Annotated in this window: 18 protein-coding genes; 7 read left to right on the forward strand and 11 right to left on the reverse strand. The window is 50.0% G+C overall.

Annotated features, from left to right (window positions below; translation table 11 throughout):
• Window positions 1–160 precede the first annotated feature (160 nt).
• Window positions 161–901: a class I SAM-dependent methyltransferase gene (locus tag SD10_RS07755; protein WP_046376419.1), complete on the forward strand. Its 741-nt coding sequence runs from the start codon at window positions 161–163 to the stop codon at window positions 899–901.
• Here SD10_RS07755 and SD10_RS07760 read toward each other — a convergent pair.
• Window positions 896–2,584 (reverse strand): VRR-NUC domain-containing protein, encoded by a 1,689-nt coding sequence (locus SD10_RS07760; protein ID WP_046376420.1) that lies wholly within the window; start codon window positions 2,582–2,584, stop codon window positions 896–898. The genes SD10_RS07755 and SD10_RS07760 overlap by 6 nt on opposite strands.
• Window positions 2,585–2,688: 104 nt before the next feature.
• Here SD10_RS07760 and SD10_RS07765 point away from each other — a divergent pair, with 104 nt between their 5' ends.
• The 4 genes from SD10_RS07765 (at window position 2,689) to SD10_RS07780 (ending at window position 6,797) form a co-directional block, all read left to right on the forward strand.
• On the forward strand, window positions 2,689–3,696 hold the full coding sequence (locus tag SD10_RS07765; RefSeq protein WP_046376421.1) for a DUF2157 domain-containing protein: 1,008 nt from the start codon (window positions 2,689–2,691) through the stop codon (window positions 3,694–3,696).
• The gene (locus tag SD10_RS07770; protein WP_046376422.1) at window positions 3,683–4,873 is read left to right on the forward strand and encodes a hypothetical protein; all 1,191 of its coding nucleotides are present in this window, start codon (window positions 3,683–3,685) and stop codon (window positions 4,871–4,873) included. The genes SD10_RS07765 and SD10_RS07770 overlap by 14 nt, the downstream gene beginning before the upstream one ends.
• A gap of 283 nt (window positions 4,874–5,156) precedes the next feature.
• The gene (gene vapC, locus SD10_RS07775; protein WP_227699169.1) at window positions 5,157–5,522 is read left to right on the forward strand and encodes a type II toxin-antitoxin system VapC family toxin; all 366 of its coding nucleotides are present in this window, start codon (window positions 5,157–5,159) and stop codon (window positions 5,520–5,522) included.
• Window positions 5,523–5,606: 84 nt separating this feature from the next.
• Window positions 5,607–6,797, forward strand: coding sequence for a phosphoglycerate kinase (locus SD10_RS07780; RefSeq protein WP_046376423.1), 1,191 nt, complete (start codon window positions 5,607–5,609; stop codon window positions 6,795–6,797).
• Window positions 6,798–6,907: 110 nt separating this feature from the next.
• Here SD10_RS07780 and SD10_RS07785 read toward each other — a convergent pair whose 3' ends face one another.
• The 4 genes from SD10_RS07785 to SD10_RS07800 are packed head-to-tail and all read right to left on the reverse strand — an operon-like array spanning window position 6,908 to window position 13,018.
• Window positions 6,908–10,039 carry an efflux RND transporter permease subunit gene (locus SD10_RS07785; protein ID WP_046376424.1) on the reverse strand — a complete coding sequence of 1,044 codons (3,132 nt, stop codon included), beginning with the start codon at window positions 10,037–10,039 and terminating at the stop codon, window positions 6,908–6,910.
• 12 nt (window positions 10,040–10,051) lie between these two features.
• A complete protein-coding gene (locus tag SD10_RS07790) occupies window positions 10,052–11,107 on the reverse strand; it encodes an efflux RND transporter periplasmic adaptor subunit (protein ID WP_046376425.1) in 1,056 nt (351 codons plus the stop codon).
• A 23-nt stretch (window positions 11,108–11,130) separates the two neighbouring features.
• Window positions 11,131–12,486 (reverse strand): TolC family protein, encoded by a 1,356-nt coding sequence (locus tag SD10_RS07795; protein WP_046376426.1) that lies wholly within the window; start codon window positions 12,484–12,486, stop codon window positions 11,131–11,133.
• A 55-nt stretch (window positions 12,487–12,541) separates the two neighbouring features.
• Window positions 12,542–13,018, reverse strand: a complete 477-nt coding sequence (locus tag SD10_RS07800) for a MarR family winged helix-turn-helix transcriptional regulator (protein WP_052731112.1) — start codon at window positions 13,016–13,018, stop codon at window positions 12,542–12,544.
• 154 nt (window positions 13,019–13,172) lie between these two features.
• Here SD10_RS07800 and SD10_RS07805 point away from each other — a divergent pair, with 154 nt between their 5' ends.
• Complete coding sequence (locus SD10_RS07805) at window positions 13,173–13,892, forward strand: 3-keto-disaccharide hydrolase (protein ID WP_082111548.1); 720 nt, start codon at window positions 13,173–13,175, stop codon at window positions 13,890–13,892.
• 57 nt (window positions 13,893–13,949) lie between these two features.
• On the opposite strand, the gene SD10_RS07810 is transcribed toward SD10_RS07805, so the two are convergent.
• From SD10_RS07810 to SD10_RS07830, 5 genes are all read right to left on the reverse strand, one after another.
• Entirely contained in the window at window positions 13,950–15,440 is a 1,491-nt protein-coding gene (locus tag SD10_RS07810) for a tetratricopeptide repeat protein (protein WP_046376427.1), read from the reverse strand.
• 38 nt (window positions 15,441–15,478) lie between these two features.
• Window positions 15,479–16,234, reverse strand: coding sequence for a zinc ribbon domain-containing protein (locus SD10_RS07815; protein ID WP_046376428.1), 756 nt, complete (start codon window positions 16,232–16,234; stop codon window positions 15,479–15,481).
• Window positions 16,235–16,251: 17 nt separating this feature from the next.
• Window positions 16,252–17,352 (reverse strand): Nif3-like dinuclear metal center hexameric protein, encoded by a 1,101-nt coding sequence (locus SD10_RS07820; protein WP_046376429.1) that lies wholly within the window; start codon window positions 17,350–17,352, stop codon window positions 16,252–16,254.
• A gap of 404 nt (window positions 17,353–17,756) precedes the next feature.
• Window positions 17,757–18,605 (reverse strand): penicillin-binding transpeptidase domain-containing protein, encoded by an 849-nt coding sequence (locus SD10_RS07825; protein WP_082111549.1) that lies wholly within the window; start codon window positions 18,603–18,605, stop codon window positions 17,757–17,759.
• Between the two features lie 184 nt (window positions 18,606–18,789).
• A complete protein-coding gene (locus SD10_RS07830; RefSeq protein WP_052731113.1) occupies window positions 18,790–19,614 on the reverse strand; it encodes a formylglycine-generating enzyme family protein in 825 nt (274 codons plus the stop codon).
• A 596-nt stretch (window positions 19,615–20,210) separates the two neighbouring features.
• Here SD10_RS07830 and SD10_RS07835 point away from each other — a divergent pair.
• Window positions 20,211–22,097 carry a serine hydrolase domain-containing protein gene (locus tag SD10_RS07835; RefSeq protein ID WP_046376430.1) on the forward strand — a complete coding sequence of 629 codons (1,887 nt, stop codon included), beginning with the start codon at window positions 20,211–20,213 and terminating at the stop codon, window positions 22,095–22,097.
• Window positions 22,098–22,314: 217 nt separating this feature from the next.
• Here the strand turns inward: SD10_RS07835 and SD10_RS07840 are convergent, their stop codons facing one another.
• A complete protein-coding gene (locus tag SD10_RS07840) occupies window positions 22,315–25,047 on the reverse strand; it encodes a tetratricopeptide repeat protein (RefSeq protein ID WP_046376431.1) in 2,733 nt (910 codons plus the stop codon).
• Window positions 25,048–25,218 lie beyond the last annotated feature (171 nt).

The following is a 25,218-nucleotide window of genomic DNA, read 5'->3' on the forward strand; positions in this document are numbered from 1 at the left end:
ATAAATGAACGAACAGATTGATTGGGCTCAATAAGTTAACCGCGCAAAAATAGATGCTTTGGGATGATAACCCAACTTTGACTTCGGTATTTCCTATTAAACCAAAGATTAGACACTTGTTCCCGAAAAACGTTTAATAATTGTTGAAAAATAAAAAAATATGGAGCCTCTCGACCGCTTTTCGGGCCACGCCAACCTGTACGCTCAATACAGAATTGACTACCCTGATGAATTGTATACATTTATTTTATCATTCACGAATAGCCAACAGACGGCCTGGGATTGTGCCACAGGAAATGGACAGGTTGCCGGGGCTCTGGTCGACCGGTTCGAGCGGGTTGAGGCTACCGACATCAGCGAAACACAATTGTTACTTGCTATCAAAAAAGATAACATTCATTATCAAATCAGCCAGGCCGAACAAACGCCTTTCGCTGACCAGACGTTCGATCTGATTACGGTGGCGCAGGCGTTACACTGGTTTGATGTGAACGCCTTCCATGCCGAGGTTCGGCGGGTGAGTAAGCCCGGTGCGGTCATTGCCGAGTGGGGATACGGACTGGTGCAGCTTGGCGCTGGCTTTGACGCGATCCTGCTTGATTTTTACCGGAACCGAGTTGGTCCCTACTGGGATCCCCAACGGAAGTACATCGACAATGCCTATGCTTCGTTGCCCTTTCCCTTTGCTGATGTGCAGAGGGCCAATTTTACGGCCCGTCGGACCTGGTCGCTGGAGCGTTTCCTCAATTACCTGCGCACGTGGTCGGCCGTGCGGCAATACATCCTCGAAAATGAGGAAGATCCTGTAATCGGGCTGGGGGAGGAGCTGAAGCCGCTCTGGGGCGATGGAGAGCGTGATATACAGTTTCCTGTTTTTCTGCGAGTTGGCCGGGTTTTATAATTCCCAAATGACCCGAACCACTTTCCCGCGTACACCGATTGTCTGGAAAAATTCCAGCCAATGCAGTTGCTGAGGGCCGAGATGGTCAGTGGGGGATTTGACTTCCACAAAGTCATATTCGCCTTTTTCATTCCAGACAAGCAAATCAGGGAAACCGCGTGTATGTTCGCGAACATTACGGGCCATTTCCAGTAAAATCAGGCGCAATTGGGCAACATCCAGCAACTCAATCATGCGTTGAACCAGCGTGAGTAACTCATCCGACCAATCGACCAGTACGTTGGTGATTCCATATTTTGCATTGAACATGCGACCCGTATGCCGACGCCAGTCGTCTTTAGTTGCTAGTTCGAGCAGGCGGTTTTTTAATAAATCTTCCCGCTTTGTGTAAAAATCGGGAAGGTAAAAATCGGACGGAGCCCGTTGAAGCGGGTGGTGGATCGCCGACACATTGGCGTCGTAGATTATATCCCAGAAAACCAGGCCAAACAAACCGCGCCAGGGATAATTTTCCGTAAACGCAGCGTCGAAATCATTTTCCAGATAGTAATTCATGACCCCGGCTTCGACATGGTGACGGTAGGCCGCCGGGATATTAACGCTCTCGGCATCGGATAAAAAACGCGTCGTGGCTTTGCGGCTCCGTTTCTTAGCTCCGGCACTCAGTATCTTTTCGCGAAAGTCGGTAGCAAAATAGCGTTCTTCGGCGTTCAACGGATTGACAGCAATTTCATCGCAGAGCGCAAGGGCTTCCTCGACCGATCCATTCTTGAACAGGAGACGAACGCGTCGTTCGCGGGCGGGTACCCGATCCGATAATTCGTAAACAGCGAGTGCCTGATCAGGCAGTTTTTGTCTTTCCAGGTAAGCGCCAACCCGGCACACCAGTTTCTGATAACCCGGAATCGCAATTTCGGTCAGTTCGGGGCGGGTTTCGTTCCAGTTCAGGAACCAGTTGTAAATATCGTCGGCTGGAGTTTCGGCTTCTTTAAGATCGTAAAATTCTTCGTTCGTCAGCGAGATCAGCAGCTTGTCTTCAACTTCCTTTCGGTTTCGGAAACGGGCCGTTAGTTTACTTTCGTCGTAGCGTTCGAAGTTAACCATGCCGAGGTCGCGCACCACAAATTCGGTCATATTGCTTCCCCGGTTGCCGAAAAACAGGTATTTAACCATCATGCCTTCGGCTTCGAAGTTCATTCGGATTACGGTCTCATGGGTAGTGAGGCTCGTAACAACTTCCGCAAAATCAAGTTCATGAAGGGCGTACCGAACAACCTGTTCCTTTTTCTCTTTGGCTAAGGGTCGGCTCTCTTCCGGTTCCAAAGGAAGCAGGTTTACTAACTCAGGCTTCGTAAAAACGCTAAGAGCTATCTCGCCCATAGACTCGTGATGCGCTGAAAGCCGCTCGACAAATCCCGCCATGAGCAGTTCGCCAACGGCCGCCGGGAGGTCAGTTATTTCGTTATATTGTAGTTTGTTGATGCGAAAAAATAGTCCTTTGCGATTGCTGAGCCGAACATACAGACACTGGGCATCGAGGCTCAAGGCTTCGAAGCGGTGTATGAAGTCCCACTCGGCATCGTTTAACAAATTGCCGTAGAGTCGTTTGACAAAGTCCAGCACGTAGCGGAAATTGTCGAGATAGTACCGGGGTGTTAGGATAATTTTCTGTCGTCCGATCATAAAATACTGGAATGCACCTACGGACTCTGGTTCGCAAAAAGCTTGCTGTCGAGCCAAACCTGTAGATACAAGAAGGTATAATAAGAACAAAAAAACAAGCGTTTATGTCCCCAGCCGACGTTCTGAATGAACTGAGTAAACAAGGCATTTTGCCGCCGAAGCAACAGACAGAAATTGCCGAAATGGAGCGCCAGCGGCCCTTCTCGCTCCATTGGGAATTTCGCTCCATGCTTTACATTGGTATCTTACTGCTTAGTTCCGGACTGGGTCTGTTGATCTACGATAACTTCGATCAGATTGGCCAGGGAGCCTTATTGACGGGAATCGCGGCTGCCTGTGTGGGTTGTTTTTATTTCGCATTCCGATTTCGTCCCGAGTGGACACCAGACCAGACCCGGAGCCGGTCAACCTTTGGCGATTATGCCCTGATTCTGGCCTGCCTCCTTTTTCTAACGCTTGAAGGGTACGCGCAATATGCTTACAACGTGTTTGGGTCGCGCTATGGATTGGTCACCTTGCTGCCTGCTTTGCTGTTTTTACCACTAGCTTACCGATTTGACCATAGGGGCGTTTTGAGCATGGCCCTGACGGCCCTGATCTCGTGGGTGGGCGTGACCGTTCGTCCGCTGGAACTCTACTTCAAAACCAATTTTTTTGATCAGAAAACAGTCTTCTCGGCCATAGGCTTGGCTTTAGTCCTGATTGCGGTAGCCATTGGCTTGGAGCGAAGAAAGATTAAGCCTCATTTTACGTATACCTACTTAACCATTTCTGGAAACCTGCTGATGGTGGCATTGTTGGGAGGGATGTTCAACTTCGAAGGTGTCCGCCTGTGGTTTGCACTGGGACTGGCGGTGGCCTGTATCGTCTTTGACCAGTACTCCAGACGCGGCCGTCGGTTGCAGTCGGCAGGGCTTGCCGACGGATCGTTTCTGTTTCTGCTGATGAGTACCATATATGGTTACATTGGGGTTACCTACCTGTTTTTTCACTATGTGCGTCCTCGGGGCGACGACGCCTATTACTGGTATTTCATCCTGACCGGCATCGCCTTAGTGTATTACCTGATGACTCAACTGCCAAAAGGCAACCGCACCAATGAGAGCGTATAACGAACAATGGATTTATAACCGTGAAATACTGGCCCAGACCGAGCGCTGGCATCGGCAGGGACTTGTGTCCGATGAGCAGATTAATGCCGCCCGTAAAGCTTATCCGGTCGAGTTTCGGCAGACAAACGGCTTCATTGAAATTGGGTTGTTTCTGTTTACGACCGTAGCCATTCTGGCCTGTTATCTACTGCCTGCCAGCATCTTTTCCACCATGCTGGATAACCCGAAGGCGTATGGCATCTTTAATATAGCGTTCGGCATCGGCATAGGGATAATCGGCGGGTTTCTCATCAACAGTCGGCTCCTGTACCGCAATGGGATTGATAATGCGTTTGTTGTCACCCTGACGGGTTTTTTGGCGTTTGGCTTCAATCAGTTTCTGCCCAATGGGCTGTCTTTAGCCACCCATTGCTTGTTTACCTTGCCGCTTCTGCTGCTGGTGCTCTGGTACTATGGCGATACGCTGATTGCCTTCTTTACGCTGGCCACATTTTACACCGCTATTTTTAATAGCCTCTTAAAAGTAAGCTGGGGAAAAGATGCGTTGCCGTTTGTGATGATGGCGGTTTCGCTTACAATTTATATAGTCGTCAGGCAATTTATCAATCGGGATATAAAGCAGGTTTATTACGCTGATCCATTGAATCTGGCTCAATGGTTGTCGCTTATTGTGCTGGCCGCCAGCGGTAATTATTTTGTTGTCCGGGAGTTGAACGGCCTCCTGCTTGAGGCCGGTCCAGGCATTACCAACCCCGTTGAAGCGCCTGAAATTGGCTTACGTGGCTTGTTTTGGGTATTAACCTTTCTAATTCCGGCCATTTACTTGTGGCAGGGGCTGACGAAGCGAAATCGCATGCTGACTATTCTGGGTGCGCTTGGGCTCATTGCTGCATTCATGACGTTTCATGAGTATATGGGATTTGTTCCGCTCAATGTTGCCCTAACGCTGGGCGGCCTGGCTCTGATCGCGATAGCTGTATTTGGTATCCGGTATCTGGCGAGCCCAAAACATGGCTTTACCGATGCGCCAGACGATGATTCGCCAAACGAACTCTTCCTTAATGCGGCCAGTATGGCGGCCGTTCAGGCAACCAGCAGTATACCACACGCGCCCAAAGATAACCTTCGCTATGGTGGGGGCGACTTTGGCGGGGCGGGTAGCGAAGGCAAGTATTGATGTGTATAAAAACGTTTATAGTTGTGTATGTAAACAGGACGTCATGCGGACGAATATTGATATTAATGACCAATTGATTTAGAAGGCGTTAGAAATAAGCCATTTAAAGACAAAAAATGCTGTTGTTGAATTAGCTCTGAACAATACATTGATCGTCAGGCTCGTCAAAACTTGCTTTCTCTCTTTGGTAAAGTTCATTGGGATGGCGACTTATCGTAAATGCGCACGGATGCTACACCGAACGATTAGGATCAATGATTGTTGACACATCGGTCTGGGTTGGGTGGATGCTTTTTGGGGAGTCAATGGTAAACAAACAGCATTAGTCGCCACGTATCTGGCAACTGATCATCCGATTTATGTGACGCCGACAATAATACAGGAAGTACGACAAGGTGTGCGAGATGATCGGTACCTTATTGAAAAAGAAGGTATACTCGCTCTATCTGTGTTAAAACTCGACCCCGTTGAAGCGGCCATTGGGGCGGCTGATCTGTATCGGTCACTGCACCGAAAAGGAGTAACGATCCGTAAGCCAAATGACTGTCTTATCGTCCATTATGCACTCTTATACGATATTCCAATTCTGCACAACGACGTAGACTTTGATCAAATTGCCCGCCATACAGCCCTTCGACTCGTTGTTTAATGGCCGCTCTACTAAAGTTCCCGCTTGCGTCTGCCTAAAAACTGCTAAGTTTGGCCTCGAAAACAAACGACCATACGCAGTCGCATGAAAACTTTAGATTCCTACAATTTTGCCGGAAAGAAAGCCCTCGTTCGGGTCGACTTCAACGTGCCGCTCGACAAAGCGTTTAACATCACTGACGATACGCGCATCAAGGCGACGATTCCAACCGTCCTGAAAATCGTGAACGATGGCGGTTCGGCTATTTTGATGTCGCATCTGGGTCGTCCGAAAGGAGGTCCTGAAGAGAAATACTCCCTCAAACATTTGTTACCTGCTCTCAAAGAAGCCTTTGGCCGCGAGGTGAAATTTGCCGACGATTGCATTGGTCAATCGGCTACCGATCTGGCCGCTGGTTTGCAACCAGGTGAAATCCTGCTGCTCGAAAACCTGCGTTTCTATAAAGAAGAAGAGAAGGGTGATGTAGGCTTTGCTGAAAAATTATCGAAGCTCGGCGATGTTTGGGTCAACGATGCATTCGGAACGGCACACCGCGCCCACGCATCGACGGCTGTAATGGGACAATTCTTTACGGATCGCGTGGCGGGCTATGTCATGGAAGCTGAGCTGGTCAATGCCAAAAAGATTCTGGAAGAAGCCGAACGGCCCTTCACGGCCATTATGGGCGGGGCTAAAATCTCTGATAAGATCCTGATTATCGAAAAGCTGCTGGATAAGGTTGATAACCTGATCATTGGTGGTGGCATGACCTATACGTTCACTAAAGCGCAGGGTGGTAACATTGGTAAATCGCTGCTTGAAGCCGATAAGCAGGACCTGGCGCTTGAACTGCTCGAAAAAGCCAAGGCGAAAGGGGTAAACATTTACATGCCTGTTGACAACCTTTGCGCCGATGATTTTTCCAATGACGCTAATCGGCAGATTGTTGCAACTGGGCAGATTCCGGATGGCTGGGAGGGTCTCGATATTGGCCCCAAAACGATTGAGCAGTTTAAGGAAGTCGTTCTGAAATCAAAGACGATTCTCTGGAATGGCCCAATGGGCGTATTTGAGTTTGAAAACTTCGCGCATGGCACCAACGCCATTGCCGAAGCCGTCGTAAAGGCAACGGAAGAAAATGGTGCTTTCTCGCTTATCGGCGGGGGAGATTCAGCTTCGGCCATCAATCAGGCTGGCTTTGGCGATCGCGTAAGCTATGTGTCAACCGGTGGCGGTGCCTTGCTGGAATACATGGAGGGAAAAACCTTACCGGGTGTTGCGGCACTGGAAGCTTAGTAACGATAAAGTACGAAACAGCCTCTGGCTGTTTGAGGTAAAGGCCCTGACAGTTCTGGTCAGTCTTCAACTCAAACAGCCAGAGGCTATTTAATACAATCTATACTCGCTTACTCCATCGCCTTGGCGACTTCCAGTTCCTGTGGCTTCTTCGGAACGACTTTCTTCTTGGTGAACCGGGCAATGATCCGGTCGACAACCAGATACATGGAGGGAACGACCAGCAACGTTAGCAGCAGCGACGAGGTCAGACCACCGATGATCACCCAGGCCATGCCGTTCTTGGTTTCGGCACCGGCACCACTCGCCAGCGCAATGGGCAGCATACCTAAAATCATAGCCAGTGTCGTCATCAGAATAGGCCGTAATCGCTCTTTACCCGCTTCGATCAGCGCATCGACAACGTCGTGCCCTTCGGCTTTAAGCTGGTTGGTAAAGTCCACGATCAGGATGGCGTTTTTGGCCACCAGACCGAGCAGCATGATCATACCCACAATCGAGAATACCGTCAGGCTTTCCATGGTGAGGGCCAGCGCCAGCAGGGCACCAATCAGGGCCACCGGGATCGAGAACAGGACCACGAACGGATACACCACACTTTCGTACAGGGCCACCATGATGAAATACACCAGCAAAATGGCAATCATCAGCGCCAGCCCCAGGCTACCAAAGGCGTCGGACTGTTGTTGCAACTGACCCAAATATTGGATATTGACCCCTTCCGGCAACTTTTGCTGCGCCATTTTGGTCTGAATATCCGTACCCACCGTACCGACCGGGCGGCCTACTACCTGCGCGTTGATCGTGATCGACGAGAGCCGGTCGATCCGCTCCAGCACACTTTCGCCAACTTGCTCCTGCACGGTAGCAAACTGAGAAAGCTCAAACGTTTTTCCCTGGTTATTGACGAAGGTCAGTCGGCTAACATCCTCCGGTTGCGTACGGTCAAACTGATCCAGACTAACCAGAATATCGTATTCATTCCCGTTTTGTTTGAACTTCGACTGGTCGTTGCCCCGGAAGGCGTTTTGCAGGGCTATCCCCACATCAGAGGCACTGATACCCAATTGGGCCATACGCTCCCGATTCAGGTTTACCGTTACCTCGGGCTTTGGATCTTTCACCGAATATTTTACGTCCTGTGTACCCGGCACTGATTCCGTCACTTGTTTAACAATGGCGGCTGCCTTCCGAATGTCGGCCAGGTTTGTGCCTTTTACCGCAATCATGATGGGGGCCTGTGAGGCTCCAACGATACCCACTGGGCTAACGGTCACTTTCACGCCGGGAATCTGTCCAACCTCCTGCTTGAGGACCTGGCCAAACTCTTCCGTCGATAGCTTCCGTTCCTTTTTGTCGATCAGCTTTACGTTAATATCGGCCAGATTACTATTTGATGAGGTTGCCAATCCATTACTGCTGTACCCAACATTTGAAAAGACATTCGTTACTTCGGGGTGCTTCATAATGATTTGCTCCGCCCGTTGTGCAATGGTATTGGTCTGATAGATAGACGCTGTTGGGGCCAGTTCGACCTGAATGCTCATCTCGCCCTGATCACTCTGCGGCATAAAGGCACCGCCAATAAAACCAGCCGGTACTAGGGCGATAGAGCCAACCAGCAAGGCAATGACGGCCAGGAAAATGTAGCGTTTATGACCCAGCACCCAGACCAGAATACGGCCGTAGGCATTCGTCAGTCGGTCCAGAAAACGCTCGAACCCGAGGTTCAGGCCGCCCCATAGCGATTTAGGATTCAGCACTTCGATTTTGCCGAAACGCGAAGCCAGCAGAGGAGTCAGCGTGAAGGATACGAGCAAGCTCATCAACGTCGAGAAAACGACGACTAGCGCAAATTCCCGCAGGATATTTCCGATCAAACCGCCCGTCATGGCCAGCGGTACGAATACCACCACGTCGACCAGCGTAATGGCTAGCGCTGTAAACCCAATTTCGCTCCGTCCATCCAGGGCTGCCTGCCGTCGGTCTTTGCCCATTTCCAGATGTCGGTTGATATTTTCCAGGACCACAATTGAGTCATCGACCAGAATACCCACAACTAAGGAAAGAGCCATCAGCGTCATCAGGTTCAACGAGAAGCCCATCAAATACATCAGGGCAAAGGTTGGAATCATGGACGATGGCAAGGCCACCAGCACGAACAGCGCCGACCGGAAGCTGTGCAAAAACAGCAGCATCACCAGCGACACGATCAGTACGGCCAGGCCCATATCTTCGACTACCGCATGAGCCGAGGCCAGGGTGTAAATCGACTGGTCGGAAGCAATGTTGAATTTCAGTCCTATCTTGCTGTACTGCTTCTCGAGTTGTTTGATTTTAACCTGCGCACCCTGGCTGACCGATACAGCATTGGCATCAGACTGCTTTTGAATCTGCAAACCAATGGATGGCTGCGCGTTGATGTGGTTGATGGCGGTCGGCTTGGTTGACGCGTCGACAACTTCGGCCACATCTTTCAACAGCACCTGGCTTCCATCCGTACGACGGGCTACGATCAAGTCCCGCAGCCGATTCACCGTTTGCACGGAGGCATCGAACCGGATTGAGTATTGCGCCTGCCGCGTCTCCAACTGACCCGCTGGGTAACTGGCATTGGCCGCGTTGATCGCCTGCGATACCTGGCCAATCGAGATGCCATACCCCCGTAGTTTTTCGGTGTTGACGTTTACCTGGATCTCCCGCTCGTTGCCGCCGATGATGTTCACCTGTCCAACCCCAGACACGTTTGACAGTTGGGGCTTGATGTCGTTATCGATCAGGTCATACAGAGCCGTTGGCGACATATTGGCCGTCACACCCATCCGCAGGACCGGAATCTCGTCCGTCGAGAATTTGTTCAGAATAGGGCGGTCGGCTTCGTCGGGCAGCAGGTTGATGATCTGCTCGATTTTACGCTGAGCGTCCTGTTGCGCCAGTGTGGTATTTACCCCATTTTTCAACTGGATAACCACGCTCGATGCGCCTTCCTGCGACGTAGACGTCATTCGGTCCAGTCCTTCCAGCGACGAGAGGGCCTCTTCAATGCGCTTGGTCACGTTTGTTTCGACCTCATCGGCCGAAGCGCCCCGGTAGGTCGTCACCACGCTGATGACGTTGGCCTCGAATTTCGGTAACAGGTTATAGGAGAGTTGCTGGTAACTGAGCGCCCCGAACAGAATCAGGACGGTAAAAATGGTTGTTACCAGCAAGGGCCGCTTAACCGCTATTTCAGATATAGACATGGTTTCGGGTAATTATTTTGTGATTTGTACCGGCTTTCCGTCACTCAGGTTCAATTGACCGGTGGTCACCACCTGATCGCCAGCCTTCAGGCCGCTAAGCACTTCAATCGAGTCGCCAAAGTCCCGGCCTATCGTTATCGACCGTCGGGTGGCAACGTTGTTATTGACAACAAACACATACGGATTCTTGACGCTTTCGACCAGCGCTGAGCGGGGAATCTGGAGGGCTTTCTGATTGGATTTCTGCGAGAAATCGACGTTTACGAACGTCCCTGCTTTCAACCCATTGGCGTTGTCGATGGTGATTTCGACCGGATAGTTATGTTCATCGCTGCCCTGGGGCGCAATGTAAGAGACCCGTCCATTGAACGTCCGGCCCGGAAATACATCCGCCGACACCTTCACCGTCTGGCCTTCGCGCAGTTGGTAAACGTCACTTTCGTTTACAGGAACCTGCACCTTCAATCGATCGACGTCCAGGACCCGGCCCAGCACTTTACCAACGGTGATGTACTCGCCAGGCTCAATGTCTTTCTGTACGATCCGGCCACCAATAGGGGCTTTCACATTTGCATCGGCTATTTGCTTTTTGATCTGTTCGGCCTGATTAACAGCGTTTTCGTAATTGTACTTTGTTTCGTTGACCTGAATTTCCGTTGTGGCGTTACCCGCCAGAAGCGTGTTATACCGCGTCACATCCTTCTTGAGTCGATCGATGGAAAGTTGGGTAGATTCCAGCGACAGTTCCTTGAGCCGGTTGTCCAGCTCAACCAGTGTAGACCCCTGTCGGATCGACGAACCCAGATTAAAGTTGACTTTCGTTACCTTACCAGCCGTCGTCGCAATAATGTCGGCCTCTTTATACGGAATCAGGTTTCCCGTCTTGACGAGCTGCTGACTCACGGTGCCTTCTGCAACAGGGGCAACGGTTACCGGAATCGCCACGTTGGTTTGAACAACGGGCTTTTTCTGCGCGTCGATCTTCTTTTTGTTAGACGACAGCCGGAAGCCAATCAAACCGGTAATGGCTAGTATGGCTACGACGACGATTAGCGTTGTCTTTTTCATGATCTATTAGTCGGTTGTATTGATCAGAGTTGGTTATAAAAAGTAAGCAGTTTGCCCTGCGATTGTTCGAGATCCAGCCGAGCCTGATACAGGTTAATGAGAGAGTTGATATAATTTGTTCGGGCTTCCCGATACGAGTTGTCCGCGTTGATTACATCTGATAACAGCTTGGTTCCCTGCTTGTACTGTAAGGTGGTGATGTTGTAGACCTCCTGCGCCAGCTTCACGTTTCGATCATCGTTCTGGACGCTGGTCTGTGCCCGCTGAATCTGCGACTGGGCATTGTTGAACTGAAGCCGGTAGGCCGACACGTTCAATTTCTGCTGTTCCTGCTGGGTGAGCAGCGTCAATCGTTGTTGTTTTATCTGAGCGTCCCGCTGAAATCCATCGAAAATGGGCACATTCAGCCGGATACCGAAGCTGCCAAAACCTACAAAGTTGGTGAAGAGTTTGTCGATCGTTTGCGCGCCCAGGTTGACGGTACCGTAGTTGGCAGTCAGACTTAGCGTAGGCAGATACCCCGCCCGAATCCGCTGTAATTGCAGATCCTGTAATTGAATATTCGTTTCTGCCTGCTGAAAAGACACCAGGTTAGCGGCCGAAAATTCACCCTGTTCCAGTGAGGGTAATTGCGTCAGTAGCGTCGAGTCCGACAGGACCAGCGTCTGTTCCTGCGGCATACCCATTTGGTATTTCAACCGGTTCAGCGCCAGATTCAGGTCATTCTCGGCCAGGGTTAACTGCGACTGGGTACTGTTATAACTGACTTCCGTACGTGTGTAATCGACGGGCTGAATAACCCCATTGTCGCGTTGTAGTTTCAGGATGTTCAAAACCTGTTGAGTCCGTTCGAGGTTGTCGCGCAGTAAACTGATCTGCTGCTGGGAAACAAAGACCTGGTAATAGTTGGTGGCAATGTTATAAATAACGTCCTCCTGCGTTTGGCGCGTATTCAGGGCGGCTAGTTGCTGGTTCGGTTTGTTCGCTTTGATGCCAATCAATAGAGACCGGTCGAAGATTGTCTGCGTAGCCTGAGCGGTTAGGTTCGTCTGGAATTTTTGGCCGATAATGAACACGCGCGGTTCGGGACCAAATACCCCGGCCGGGACAACACTCTGCTGAAGTTTAATGTTATTGATCGATGTCCCCGTCGCGCTCACCTGCGGTAAATATTGACCCAGGGCCTGTCGAGCCTGTTGATTGGCGGTTTCGATCTGGTATTGAGCAATGCGGATGCTACCAAAATTCTTAAGACCATAGTCGATACAGTCTTTTAGCCGAAAGTTTGCTGGGGCGGGCACCTGGGGTTGAGCCTGTGCCCATCCCAAACCGGTCGATGTCAGCGTGAAAACTAAACCAAGTGCAATTAATCGTTTCATAAATCCAATCGTTGATCTGTCTACAGTAGATATATCAACTAATAAATTAAAAAAATTACTTTTCGAGTAAACTGGCAATCTTCCGGGTTATCCTTGAAAACGTCTCGCGTTCATCAGTGGTCAATTGGCTCATTACTTCCTGATCAATGGTCTCCGTCGTCTTAAGGGCTTGTTCAATAATCATTTTTCCAGCGGGCGTCAAGCGGACCAGATTTTTCCGGCGGTCATCGCTGTCAGGGACTATTCGTAAGTAGCCATCCCGCTCTAATGTGCGTATCGAACGTTGTATGCCCGACTTATCTTTTTGCAAAAAATTAGCGATATCCTGTTGGGACAGTAAATCATCTCCCGAGAAATAGGCAATAAATAAAACCGGGAACTGCTCAATCTGTAAAGTAAAGCCTAAACGAGCCAGTTCACGATTCGCTTTGCGGGCCAGTAAATGGCTTACATGGCTGACCATAAAAATTGCCTGTGTTCCCATCCGCTCAGTAAATCTGGCCTGAAGTTCTTTTTCTTTAACGACCGTCATGTTGGTTGAGTAAACTACGTTGTTATATCAACTAGTTTAGGGTAAAAAAGGTTTCGCTCTTTTTAGACTAGTAGTGTTTTCACTAACTAGCTCTTTTTATAGAAAGTCGCTCCAATGCGTTATTTTAAACCACTGCTTTAGACTAGTTTATCCTATGATTGCCAAAAAACTGCTGATCAGCTTTAGCTTATTTGTCGCCCTTGGCTTTAACCTGGAATCAAACCTGGTTAAACCGGGCGACATGCCTGTAGCTTTACAGCAGGTTTCCAGCCTCAATGCCGGTTGGCGACCGCTATTTAATGGATCAAATCTGGCCGGGTGGAAGCACGTAGGCAAAGGGAACATGTCGATCGAAAATGGCATGATTCGCGGTAATGGCGGCATGGGGCTATTATACTGGTCGAAAGAGATGTTCAGTAATTGTACGCTTCGCGTGGTTTATCGGATGCAGAAGGAGAACAGCAATTCGGGCGTATACATACGCATACCGGTTGAGCCTCGCGAAGAATGGATGCCAGTGCATTACGGTTACGAAGTGCAAATCGACAATCGACCCGAGACCTCCAATGAGGATGAGTATCACATCACGGGAACGCTGTATTCGTTGACTAAACCACTGGCCAAACCCGGCAAGCGTGGTCCTCAATGGAACACGATGGATATTACGCTGGATGGGCCACGGACTATGGTTTTCGTAAATGGTGTAAAAGTGACCGACTACCGGGAAGGAGATCCAGTTCCTACCCGTAAGTTTGACTTTGAGCCTTACCGCGGTCTGCGCCCGAATGCCGGCTATATTGGCTTACAGAATCATGGCAAGGACGACATCGTGTATTTTAAGGAGGTTTCGGTAAAACCCCTTGCCCGGAAATAGCCGTATCACCCTTGACCATGATCAATGGCTTGTTCGTGTGGAGAAGGGTTAACCGTATCACAATTGACTCAGGGCCGCCCTCGCTTTGTTATCTATACTGTTTTTATACTCATGGCGTTTGAAACTAAGGGCTTTCTTAAAGAATACCCGTGCGCGGGGGCGGTCGTTCTTTTGTTGGTAGATATAACCCAGTTGCAGGGCCGCTGTTGCCCCGAACGACAGTTGATCCGGTTCGCTCAGGGTAAGCGCCCGGCTTAAATAGGGAATAGCCGCATCGTTGTCATTCCGGCGTTGAAAAATGCGGCCCATACGATAGGTGTACTCTGCTTTGTCAACCGTCAAGTCAAAAGTAGCTTCCGTATAGGGGCGTAAATAGGCCAGGGCACTGTCCGTAAAGCCTCCATCTGAGGCCAGCCGGGCACGCATCAGTACTTTCTGATTTAAGGAAGCTCCTTTCTGCAAATACGATTCGGCGAACTTCTGCGCGGCTTTGTCCGACTCAACCGTTGTGTGGCCAACGGTCGTCACTTTCTTTAGATAAACAAGGCTGTTTGCGTCTGCTTTGTTGGCTAGCCATTGGCAAAGGAAGAGTTTGTAGTACGAGTCTTTTAGGAAATTATGCCCTTTGTAGGTTGCCAGAAACTGCTGAAAATGCGCCGTTGCAGTTGAATACTGCCCTTTTTGAAGAAAAATATCACCCAGAATATTTTCGATGACCGGTAGTGTTAAGTAATTTTTACCGATTGGGCGGGTTGACAGATACGCCAGTGCCTGTTCACTGTGGCCATTCTTCTGCTCGATGGTAGCCCCAAAAAAGTGAAGCAACAGGTTGTCGGGATGATCGTTGACCAACTGCTTCAACGTTTGGCCGTCGGCTGTGCTGAATTTCAGCACATAAGCGCGCACCATCAGATCAATCAAGCGGGCCTCGAGGCCAAAGATTGCGTCTTGCTGAGCCCGTATTAATTCCTGCTGCCCCTGCTGAACGTTACCATGAAGCCCCAACAGGCTGGCCACCCAGGCATAATTGTCTGGCACGGAGCCAATCATGACATGCAGCGTTCCGAGCGATTTATAAGTAGGCAGGAACGTCGGAAAGCGCTTCTGATTGTCGGCCAGAAGCTTATAGGCCCGAATCACATCCCAACTGGCACTGACTTCTTTGCCGAACTTTAACTTGACGAATGCCCAGTGGAGCCGAACCTCCGCCAGTAATACCCGCTGCCAGGGCGAACTGCCGTCTAGTTTCTTCAGCGCGTCGAGCCGGTCGTCTTCCCGATCGCTGATGGCCGAAAACAACTGCTCATCGTCGGATGTGACCAGCCGGAGCATGTCCGCATAATCGTCAAGGAAAATACGAACGCCGTTATCCGGTGATTCCTGAGCGACTAGTGTCCAGGCAGACTGAGCATCGAGTTTTTGTAGATCAGCATACGCACGCTGCAAGCCGGGTGTCCAGGCAAATCCCTGAGCGCCCGCCAGTAGCGGTAAGAACAAAAACAAAAACACCGGGTAAAGACCCGGTGCAGTTGCAAAAAAATGTTTCATAAGCCTACACTGAGGGTTGGCTCAGTGCGTTTGGTTCTCTATCGACCACGGCCCGTTGGCGCTGGCTCGGGAACACCTTCGACATCAGCGAAAATCCGGCCGCAATGTTCGCAGACGATGATTTTCTTTTTGTCTTTAATATCCGCCTGGCGTTGGGGAGGCACTACGTTGAAGCAACCGCCACAAGCACCGCGTTTCACCATAACCACGGCTAAGCCGTTCAGGGCGTTACCACGAATTTTTTTGTAGGAATTTAACAGACGGGCTTCGATGGTCGTAGCCTGCTCGTCTCGTTGTCTGATGATTTCCTTTTCTTCTTCCTGGCTTTCCGACGTAATCTGGTCGAGCTCCTGCCTTTTGGCTTTCAGATCTTCCTTCCGTTCGTTGAGGGCCGCCTGGGTTGTTTTAATTTCTTCTTCTTTGCCCCGAACCCGAAATTGAGCTTCGTTGGCGCGTTTTTCAACCAATTCGATCTCAAGCGATTGCAGCTCGATTTCTTTAGAAATGGCGTCGAATTCGCGGTTGTTCCGGACGTTCATCTGCTGATCTTTGTACTTGGTGATCAGCTTTTCAGCGTCTTTTTTTGCCACGCGATTGCGTTCAATTTCTTCTTCCAGGGTCTTGATTTCACTCTGAAACTTGCCAATCCGGGTTTCAAAGCCAGCGATATCGTCTTCAAGATCACGGACTTCTTCGGGCAGGCCACCACGAATTTTGATGAGTTCGTCTAATTGAGAATCAAGGGATTGCAGTTTCAGAAGAGCGTCTAATTTTTGCGCAATCGTCAGTTCCATTCGGAATGTAGTTAGTGCTATATGAAGTATCGAACCGGATTCGTGTCCGTTTCCGATAAAATTACCGCAAAAGTAGTGAATTTTTTTGCTAAATGCCCTCGAATTAAGTCTTTAGTAAAGACTTCACTTTCGTAATGGCCAATATCGCATATGCTGATGCGGTTTTCGGCATCAAAAAACTCGTGGTATTTATAATCGGCCGTCACAAATACGTCGGCTCCAGCCCGTATGGCGTCGGGTAAGAGGAAACTACCCACCCCGCCACAGACGGCGATGCGGCTGATGGGCCGGTCGGGGAGGGACGTGTATCGAATCAGATTCAGACGCATATGTTCTTTCAAGTAAGAAAGCCACGCTTGTCCCGCTAGCGGCTCGGGCAGCTCACCTACCGCTCCCGAACCTACTTCCTGGTGCTGGTTGTCGAGGCCTGTGAGGTAATAAGCTACTTCTTCATAGGGGTGCGCCTGGCGTAAGGCCGTCAGTAATTGCCCTTGCTGGTGCGTTGGCAGAATAACCTCAAGGCGGTTCTCGACTTCTTCGTGGTACTCGCCTACGGCACCAATGGTGGGCTGAGCATTGGCCGAGGGTTGAAACGTGCCGGTTCCCGAAACGCGAAAACTACAGTTTTTATAATCGCCTATTTGTCCGGCTCCCGCTTCATATAGTGCATCCAAAACCGTTTGGGTCGCGGCTACCGGAACAAACGTAACCAGCTTAGTCAGGACCTGGTTTTTGGGCGATAGTATCCGGACATTCTTCAGGCTTAACTTCTCGGCAATTTTAAAATTGACGCCCCCTGCTACGTTATCCAGGTTAGTGTGAGCCGCGTAAAGCGCGATGTCGTGTTTTATAGCTTTGATAACTGTCCGCTCTACATAAGTTTTGCCGTTCAGTTTTTTCAGGCCTTTAAACACAATCGGGTGATGGGCAACAATGACGTTACAACCTTTGGCAATGGCTTCGTCGACAACGGCTTCGGTGACATCCAGCGTGACCAGAACACCCGTAATAATCGTGGCTGGGTCACCCACCAGCAAACCAACGTTATCGTAGGATTCCTGATAGGCGAGGGGGGCCAATGCTTCGATGTGAGCAGCCAGGTGGCGAATTTGGAACATAAGTACAAAGAATGATAGAGACAATACAGCTAACGTTGCCCGCAAATTACGGAATCTGCTGCTTTTAGGCGGCTGTAAATTAGTGTACGTAAATCGCCTGATTAAAGCTGTATCCGACAACTATAAAAAGCCGTGATTCTTGAACAGGAATCACGGCTTTCAGAAGGTTAGTATGGGTTAATTTTGTCGAAACGGTGCGACAGGGGCGCTTCGATAATTCGTCGTTTGAAAGAAAAATCATTCTCACAAAATCAGCCGAATCACTGAAAATGATACGTTGATTCGTGATATGACAATTTGAGATTGAGAGCAGCTAGACTTAAGTCAATCGGTAGAAGTCTGGCATACGACTCGCAAAACGGGCATCTTAAGGAACAGATATTGTCACATTTTATGAAATGGTTTTAGATGGCATCTAATTCATGGAGGATGGTTCGCGTTATTTCTTTCCGACAGGGGCCGAAGTTTGGGTTCGATACCTGTAAGCTCTTGATCAAGCGGGTCGCGAAAAAGTAGATGTTCCCTTTCTTTTCGACATAACCTACCCACCAGCCTGTATCATTACCCCCATAGCGCGTCCAGCCCGTTTTTGACCGTATCGTATAGTCCCCTCCTTTCTCTGTTACCATCACTCGTTTGAGAATAGCTAGATTACGCCTTGAAAAGGGCACCTCACCCGAATAAACATTCCTCAAAAAATTAACCTGGTTGATTGGGCTTATGCCAAATGAGCCAATATTCCAAAAGTCGGTACCGGCCTCCCTTAAATACCCATTACCATAGTGACACTGGGTTAAGTAATGGCGGTATCGATCCCGGCCGACCCGCTTGGCTAATTCAATGAACACCCAACCTGCTGACAACTCGAAGGCTTCTTTGATGGTCATGTCATGATAGATTTCAGGGCGATTCCCATAGAGTACTGTATCCACTTTGCCAACCCATTGTACTACCTCATTCTCATCCCGAATGACGTTTGTTTCTAAGGCAATCAGTAAGTTGATGACTTTGAAGGTTGAAGCGGGCAAGGTCGCTTTTTGGGCGTCCAGTGAATCACTATAAATCCACAGTTGACGATTGTTATCGTATATAGTCGTACTGCCACTTCCAGGACAGTTTTTAAATGGGGTAACTAGGTCAAGTTGCGCATAGGCTATAGGCTTGGTCGTTGTGCAACGAAGGTTACTAATAACTAGGCCAACGAGTGTGCCCACCAGTATAAGTCTGTGGGTCAATCTAGCTATCGTTTTCATATAGAATCTGTTAGTTGATTAGTAAGCAATGGGACTAATTAGAAGAATACGATTGAATCGCTTACATTCTAAAGCTTGTTATATCATCGATGTAAGACAAGACATGCCAAAGGTTTCCTTTACTGTCTTCCAGGAAGCCTCGGATATGCAGACTTCTTATGTTAGCTCAAAGGTATTCGGAATACTAAAGGGAAGAAGCGAGTCGGAACCCCAGTGTGCCGTAGCCTAACTGGAAGGGGTTGCGATAGGCTACACGGCTTTTAGCGGGTTCGCTGGCCCGGTTACCACCGCGAAAAACACGATGCGGGCCTGTGGCAGGGCCCTTCGGATTATTTTCCGGACTTTTAGCATAATAGTTTTCATCATACCAATCGTTGCACCATTCAAATACATTGCCCGACATATCATATAATCCTAATTCATTGGCCTCTTTTTGTCCAACAGGATGTGTATTTGATCCGCTGTTGGCAAAAGTCCAGGCTACCGCATTGACATCATTACTACCTGCATAGTCAAATCTCTTACTCTTCGTCCCGCCCCTTGCAGCATACTCCCATTCTGCTTCTGTGGGCAGGCGATAGGTCTTACCGGATAGGGTATTTAACTTTTTTATAAATGTCTGTATATCATCCAAGCTTACCGCTGTTACCGGGCAATTCATACAATCGGTACGACCGGAAGGATTGCTGCCCATAACCTGTTGCCATTGCGCTAGCGTAGTTTCATACTTAGCTATTTTAAAACTGCTTAGGGTAATATTATGGATTGGCTTTTCATTCGCATTCTCATGGCCCCCCATAGCAAACCTGCCGCCCTGCACCGTTACCATATCCGGCTCATTGATAGTTCCAACCGCGGTTGCGTTTTCTGATCTCTTCGAGTTGCCTTGCCACCCCCAAGTACCTACAGACATTATAAGCAGAACTGCTATTAAAATGTATTTCAGCACCGGATTTTTTGCCAGCTTTTCCGGAACCTCCCGTTCATAGATATTTCTTTTATTTTTCATATCCTATATGAATTGATGCAGCGAATCTACTTTGATATTTTTCAGCTTGAGGAATTTGGAGTGTAAATGGAAACTTCGCCTGGTTGGTATCTTCACGAACCACTATACACTAGGCTTCGAAAATTTCGGTGCGTGGAGACACGCACCACCACAAAGCTAAAAGCTTCAATCCTGTCGTCTGTTAATGACTTGTTAAAGAAGGCTAACGAAATGTAAATGTTGCCGCTTCGGCACAGGGCGCCCTGTGCAGTCCGGTTTTACGGACTGCTATGGATTTTGGCCGCTGAGTAATTGGATATACTATACAAAAATGTTGCCTGTACAACTGTCTTACAAAAACCCTCAAACTAGGCTATTAATGTGAGTAAGCAAATGGCTATGAGCAAGTAGCGTTGAAAACGTGTGCCTACCGTTCCTGGTGAGCAAAACTCCATTTGGTTTGACTCCTCGTTGCCAGCTTAGCCCTACGAATTCAGCGCCTGACCCATTATTTTTTATTGAGCAAGTAGCAGCGTTACTGCAGCGTCCATTAACTTGTAGCCACATCCTGGTTGGCTTACCTCCCGGCGTGGACAACAATAACCTATCCTATCCATATGCGAAAACGGCTCACTTTGGTCCTGGCCCCTGTATGGCTGCTGACGGCCTGGCTAGACGCTTCTGCCCAACACTCGGCCTCGGCGCTTCCGGTTGACAAATTGACGTTTCAGATTGACAGCCTTCAGAAAGCCCATCATATACCGGGGCTTCAGGTTGTGATCTTTACCAAAGACTCCCTGCTTTATCAACGAAATGCCGGGCTGAGAGATGTCAACGCTAAAACCCCGGTTACCCACCAGACGCTCTTCCCGGTGGCCTCCATTACCAAGAGCCTGGTCGCCGTGGCCACCCTGATGCTGGTTCAGCAGGGAAAACTGGCCCTCACTGATGAGGTAAAAAAACTGGTTCCCGACATTCCGATCGACAATCCCTGGCAAACCACGGATCCCGTCCGCATCGCTCACGTGCTGGAACACACGGCGGGCTTTGATGACTGGTCGATGAACGCCTACGCCTATTCCAACCCCACCATTTCCCTCCAGGAAAGCTTCACCATTGATGCTCAATCCCGGCGCTCCCGGTGGCGACCCGGGACGTTTATGGCCTACAGTAACGCGGGCCCGCCCGTGGCCGCCCGCATCATCGAAACCAAAACGGGGCAGGAATTCGAGTCCTTCGTGCGCCAGCGCATCTTTACCCCCCTGGGCATCAAGCGAGCCACGTTTCACCGGGACGGGGCAGCCCTGACCGATCTGGCTACGGGTTACGTAGGCCAGGACCAGCAGGAAGCGCCCTACTGGTCCCTGCTGGCCAGACCGTCGGGTGGTCTCAACATCTCGGCCCTGGAACTGATGCCCTTTGTCCAGATGCTGATGGGGCGGGGCTCTTTCCGGGGGCAGCAACTGCTATCACCGGCCTTGGTGGATCGGATGGAAACACCAACCACGTCCTTAGCCAACCGGGCGGGTAGTCAACAGGGCTATGGCCTCCATAACTTCGTTACGGCTTACCAGGGCCATCTGCTGCATGGACATGATGGAGCGGGGATTGGTCAACGAGCCCACTATCTGTACCAGTCAGCGCTCAACCGGGGCATTATCTTTCTGATCAACACCGACGGTCCAGCCTTCTTCAAGCTTCGAGACGCTATTCTCAAGCTGGTCATGCAAGACATACCCCCGCAACTCCCCGCGGAATACCCCTTGTCAGCGGCTCAAAAACAAGCCTGGCTGGGCTATTACCGGCCAAGTCACTTTCGGATCGCTAAAACGGGCTGGTTTCTGGGTTTGACCGAGCTGGTGCATATTACGGAGGAAGCCGGCAAGCTGGTGTTTTATGATGGGCTGGGGAGTAGGCCGGTGCGTCTGCGTCCCATTAGCCCCCATCAGGTACTCCGGCTGGAAAACCAGGGCTACACCCCGGAGCTGACGCTGGTGGAGGATGATGGCCACCAAGCCGTGTTAGTTCGCGCCTTTGGGGCGGGTATCCAGGCGAACACGGCTACCAAAACCTCGGCGTTCGGTGCCTGGTTGCCCGTCGTACTGGGCCATGTATGCTTACTCCTTATTGGCCTTTGCGTGCTGCTGGGTCTTGGCTGGCTTGGCCGCGGGGTCTGGCTGCATCGAAAAGGCCGTCGGCTGAGTGCCCTGCCGGTTCGCATCAGTTTGTTCGTGTATGGACTCAGCTATGTAGTGATGCTCATGCTCCTAAACGGGGAGGGAAATCAGCTGGGTGTGGTTTCACCCCAGTCGATCACGGTCTTTGTCACCTCAGTACTGGGTCCGCTGGCCGCCTTAGGGGCTCTAATTGGCCTGCTTAGCCGCTACAGGCAAATTTCAGGACGCCTTGACCTGCTTATTATGAGTGTGGCCACCAGCTCAGCCATGCTGGTTGTGGGCTACCTGGGGGTTTGGGGCCTGATTGGCTTTCAGACTTGGGCATAAGTCCATTGATTCACTTTCCCGTCCGTATGCGACTAATTAGATAAAACCACTGTCTCACAATTCGCTCCTAAGGGAGACTAATGAGCGTTCATTAGCTATTTCTGGCTTTTCACTTTTATTTGAAAATGCAGGCTTGTTTTCCTGAACGATTTCATGGGCAATTGATAATAATACAACGCATCCGAGCTTCATCGATTAAGGTTTCTTTGGAGTGCAACTAAATTTGGGCAAACGTTTCGCCGACGTCGGCGCCTACCAACAGGTTTGCCTTTTTACGGATGCGGTAGCGGGTTTTGATAATAGTGTCGGCGGATACGCCCAGCATATTCGCCATTTCTTTGGTCGAAAGGGATAAGCGGCTCAGGCAAATAATACGGGTTTCGGCGGGGGTTAGAGTAGGGTATTTTTGACGGAGTCGCAGCAGGTAGTTGGGGTAGACCTGATCAAAAAGTTTTCGAAATTGCTGCCAATCTGCCTCGGTCAGAATAGCCAGTTCCAGTAGCTGAGTGACCTGAGGTTGGGGTAAGGCTTTGTCTGTTTCGACGCTCAAAGCCGACGTCTGCACCTGCTGAAATTGAGTAATCTGCTCGGTTCGGACACGGGCTTCCTGCGCCATCCGTACCAATTGTTGTTCAGCCGCCTGTCGGCGTTTGCGTTGAGCGCGTAAGTAGAGGATAGAAACAAGTGCAACCAGCCCCAGCCCCCCAATTGACCCATTTCGCAACCAGACCGCCCATTGCCGATCGGTATCGAGCTGGTTTAGTTTTACCCGATAAGCTTCGGCTTCGATTTTTTCCTCTTTCCCACGGAAGATGCTGGCTTCCCTGCTTTGACGTTGTTTCTCCGCCAGATGATTGGCGAACTGGGTGTAATACAGCGCCCGTTTCAGATCGTTCCGATGCTGGTACACCTCGCCCAAACCAGCCAGCAACGGAATCAGGGCAAGACTATCGACCTCCGGAACAAGCATATCGGCGGGGTTATAAAGCGCAACGGCCCGCTGCAAGACCGGAAAAGCGTTGTCGTATTGTTTCAGTTGTAGGTAACTCTGGGCCAATGGCACGATGGCTTTGAAGGCCAACACGCGGTTGTCGGCTTGCTGAGCAACCTGAAGTGCCTGCTCTAGATACGGGATGGCAGCAGCCGACTTTCTCTGTTTGCTCAACACCGCGCCCATGTTACCATAGCTTACTCCCGCTTCAACGGGGCTGTTCGTGGTTTTGACAAACGTATAGGCTTGCCGATAAAACGTGGTGGCCTGCGTCAACTGCCCCATCTGAAAATGATAGGTCCCTAAGTCATTTATAAAGTGCCATTTATAGAATATATGGCCACGCGTGTCGCCTATATCAAGGATTTCTTCGGGATTGATAAGCAAAGCAGGCTGCGCGCATCGGTTGCCCAGCGTGGCCACGCGTCGTAGTAGTTCAAGCTCGTTAATCTGATAAAAATACATGCTCATCCACCACAGATGCCGCGTGAGATCGTATGTAGCCCCGTTGTATTGGCGAAGCACCGATACCGGCAGATTTTCCAGGAGGTTAAGTCCCTTAACGGCCCCCTCATAAACCCGTATCCGGCGGTTTCGATGGTCCATCTTGTTAGGGTATTGGAGAATCAGTTTGCACCACACCAGCCAGCAAACACCCTCTTCGGCCCATAAATTGTGTTGATGCGCATAGTCCCGGATAGCCACCAAGGAGTCTAAAGCACGCTCGTATCCTACCTCCTCATCCACCGAGCGATACTGCTGACTCCGGACCCGGAAAACCCGAAGAAACACGGCCGATCTGGGGTCTGTTGCCATACTTCGCATGAACTGATAATCAGCAAATAACGATGACTGAGTAGCCGCGTTCCGGGTGGCGAAATAAAACCTCCGCCAATGGTTGGTGAAATAGTCATCCATCGCAGCAAAGCGTTCATCAGGCAGCAATCGTCGGAACCACTCCCGGTTTAAGGGCCTGGTTTTAGCGTACCATCTAAACTGAAAATAATCTTCTGAAAGGTGGCCCGCATTAACCTGTTGAGCGTCAGCGGTCTGGACCAGTGCCATAGCACGTTTTATATACGGTTGGGCAGCCGCTGTTTTACCCTGTTGTTGCAACGCAACCCCGATATTGCTGTAGCTAACATCCTGCAAGAGCCGGTCAGGCTGCGATCGAGAAAACGTATAGGCTTGTTGAAACCCGTCCTGTGCCTGCTGCCAATTACCCAAACGGAGCTGGCATGAGGCTAACAGATTCAGCAACTCCCATTTGTAAAACCTGTACCCGTTCGGTTGCCCATCCTTCGTGTCCAATTGGGGATGAGCAAGCTTATCACCCAATGCCGCGAATCGCCAGGCTAATCTGTAGTCCTCAACCCGGAAAAGGTACATACTCATCCACCAGAGGTGATAAATAATATCATAAGTGGCACCGTGGTACTGATGTATCGTGGCTATCGGTAGATGCTCCAGTAGGGTGATGCCCCGAATGGCTCCGGCATAGGCTAACGTCCGGCGTTGCTTCACCGACATTGAACCCCGCTGCTCCAACAGTGCCTTGCACCAGGCCAGCCAGCAGATGCCCTCTTCCGCCTGAAGATGATGCGCATGGGCATACTCCCTGATGCTGGATAGGGTATCAACAACCTGTTGCCCATATGGGCCGGAATAATACATTTTGTCATGCTGCTGATTACGGCACCAGAATACCCGAAACAAGCAATTTTGTTTGGGGTCTTTGGTTGCTGACACCATGAACCGATAGTCTGGCAGGCGGGCCGATTGGGGGTCTGGCAGCCCTACTGCGTCATAAAATCCCTCCCAATGTTTGGTCAGATACTCATCAACAAACGAAAACCGCTCTTCAGGCGTCATGCGCTGAAACCGCACGCGGTTAATCTGGGCACAAAGTGTATACGGAATTGACAATAACAGGGCAATGATAGACCAGCGAGGGAACATGGGTGGGAAACAAGGTTGTGTTGTATACTCTTTAATTCATTAAATAATATGCAAGATTTATCTGGATACATTAAGAAAAACTTAAAGTAATTTTTTTGCTTTCTCAACAATGGGGAAAATTAAAAATAGCCTATTGACTATCAGTCACTTAACTATTGTCCGCCTTTTTGT

Source organism: Spirosoma radiotolerans (assembly GCF_000974425.1).
In the GTDB taxonomy this organism is placed as follows: Bacteria; Bacteroidota; Bacteroidia; order Cytophagales; family Spirosomataceae; genus Spirosoma; species Spirosoma radiotolerans.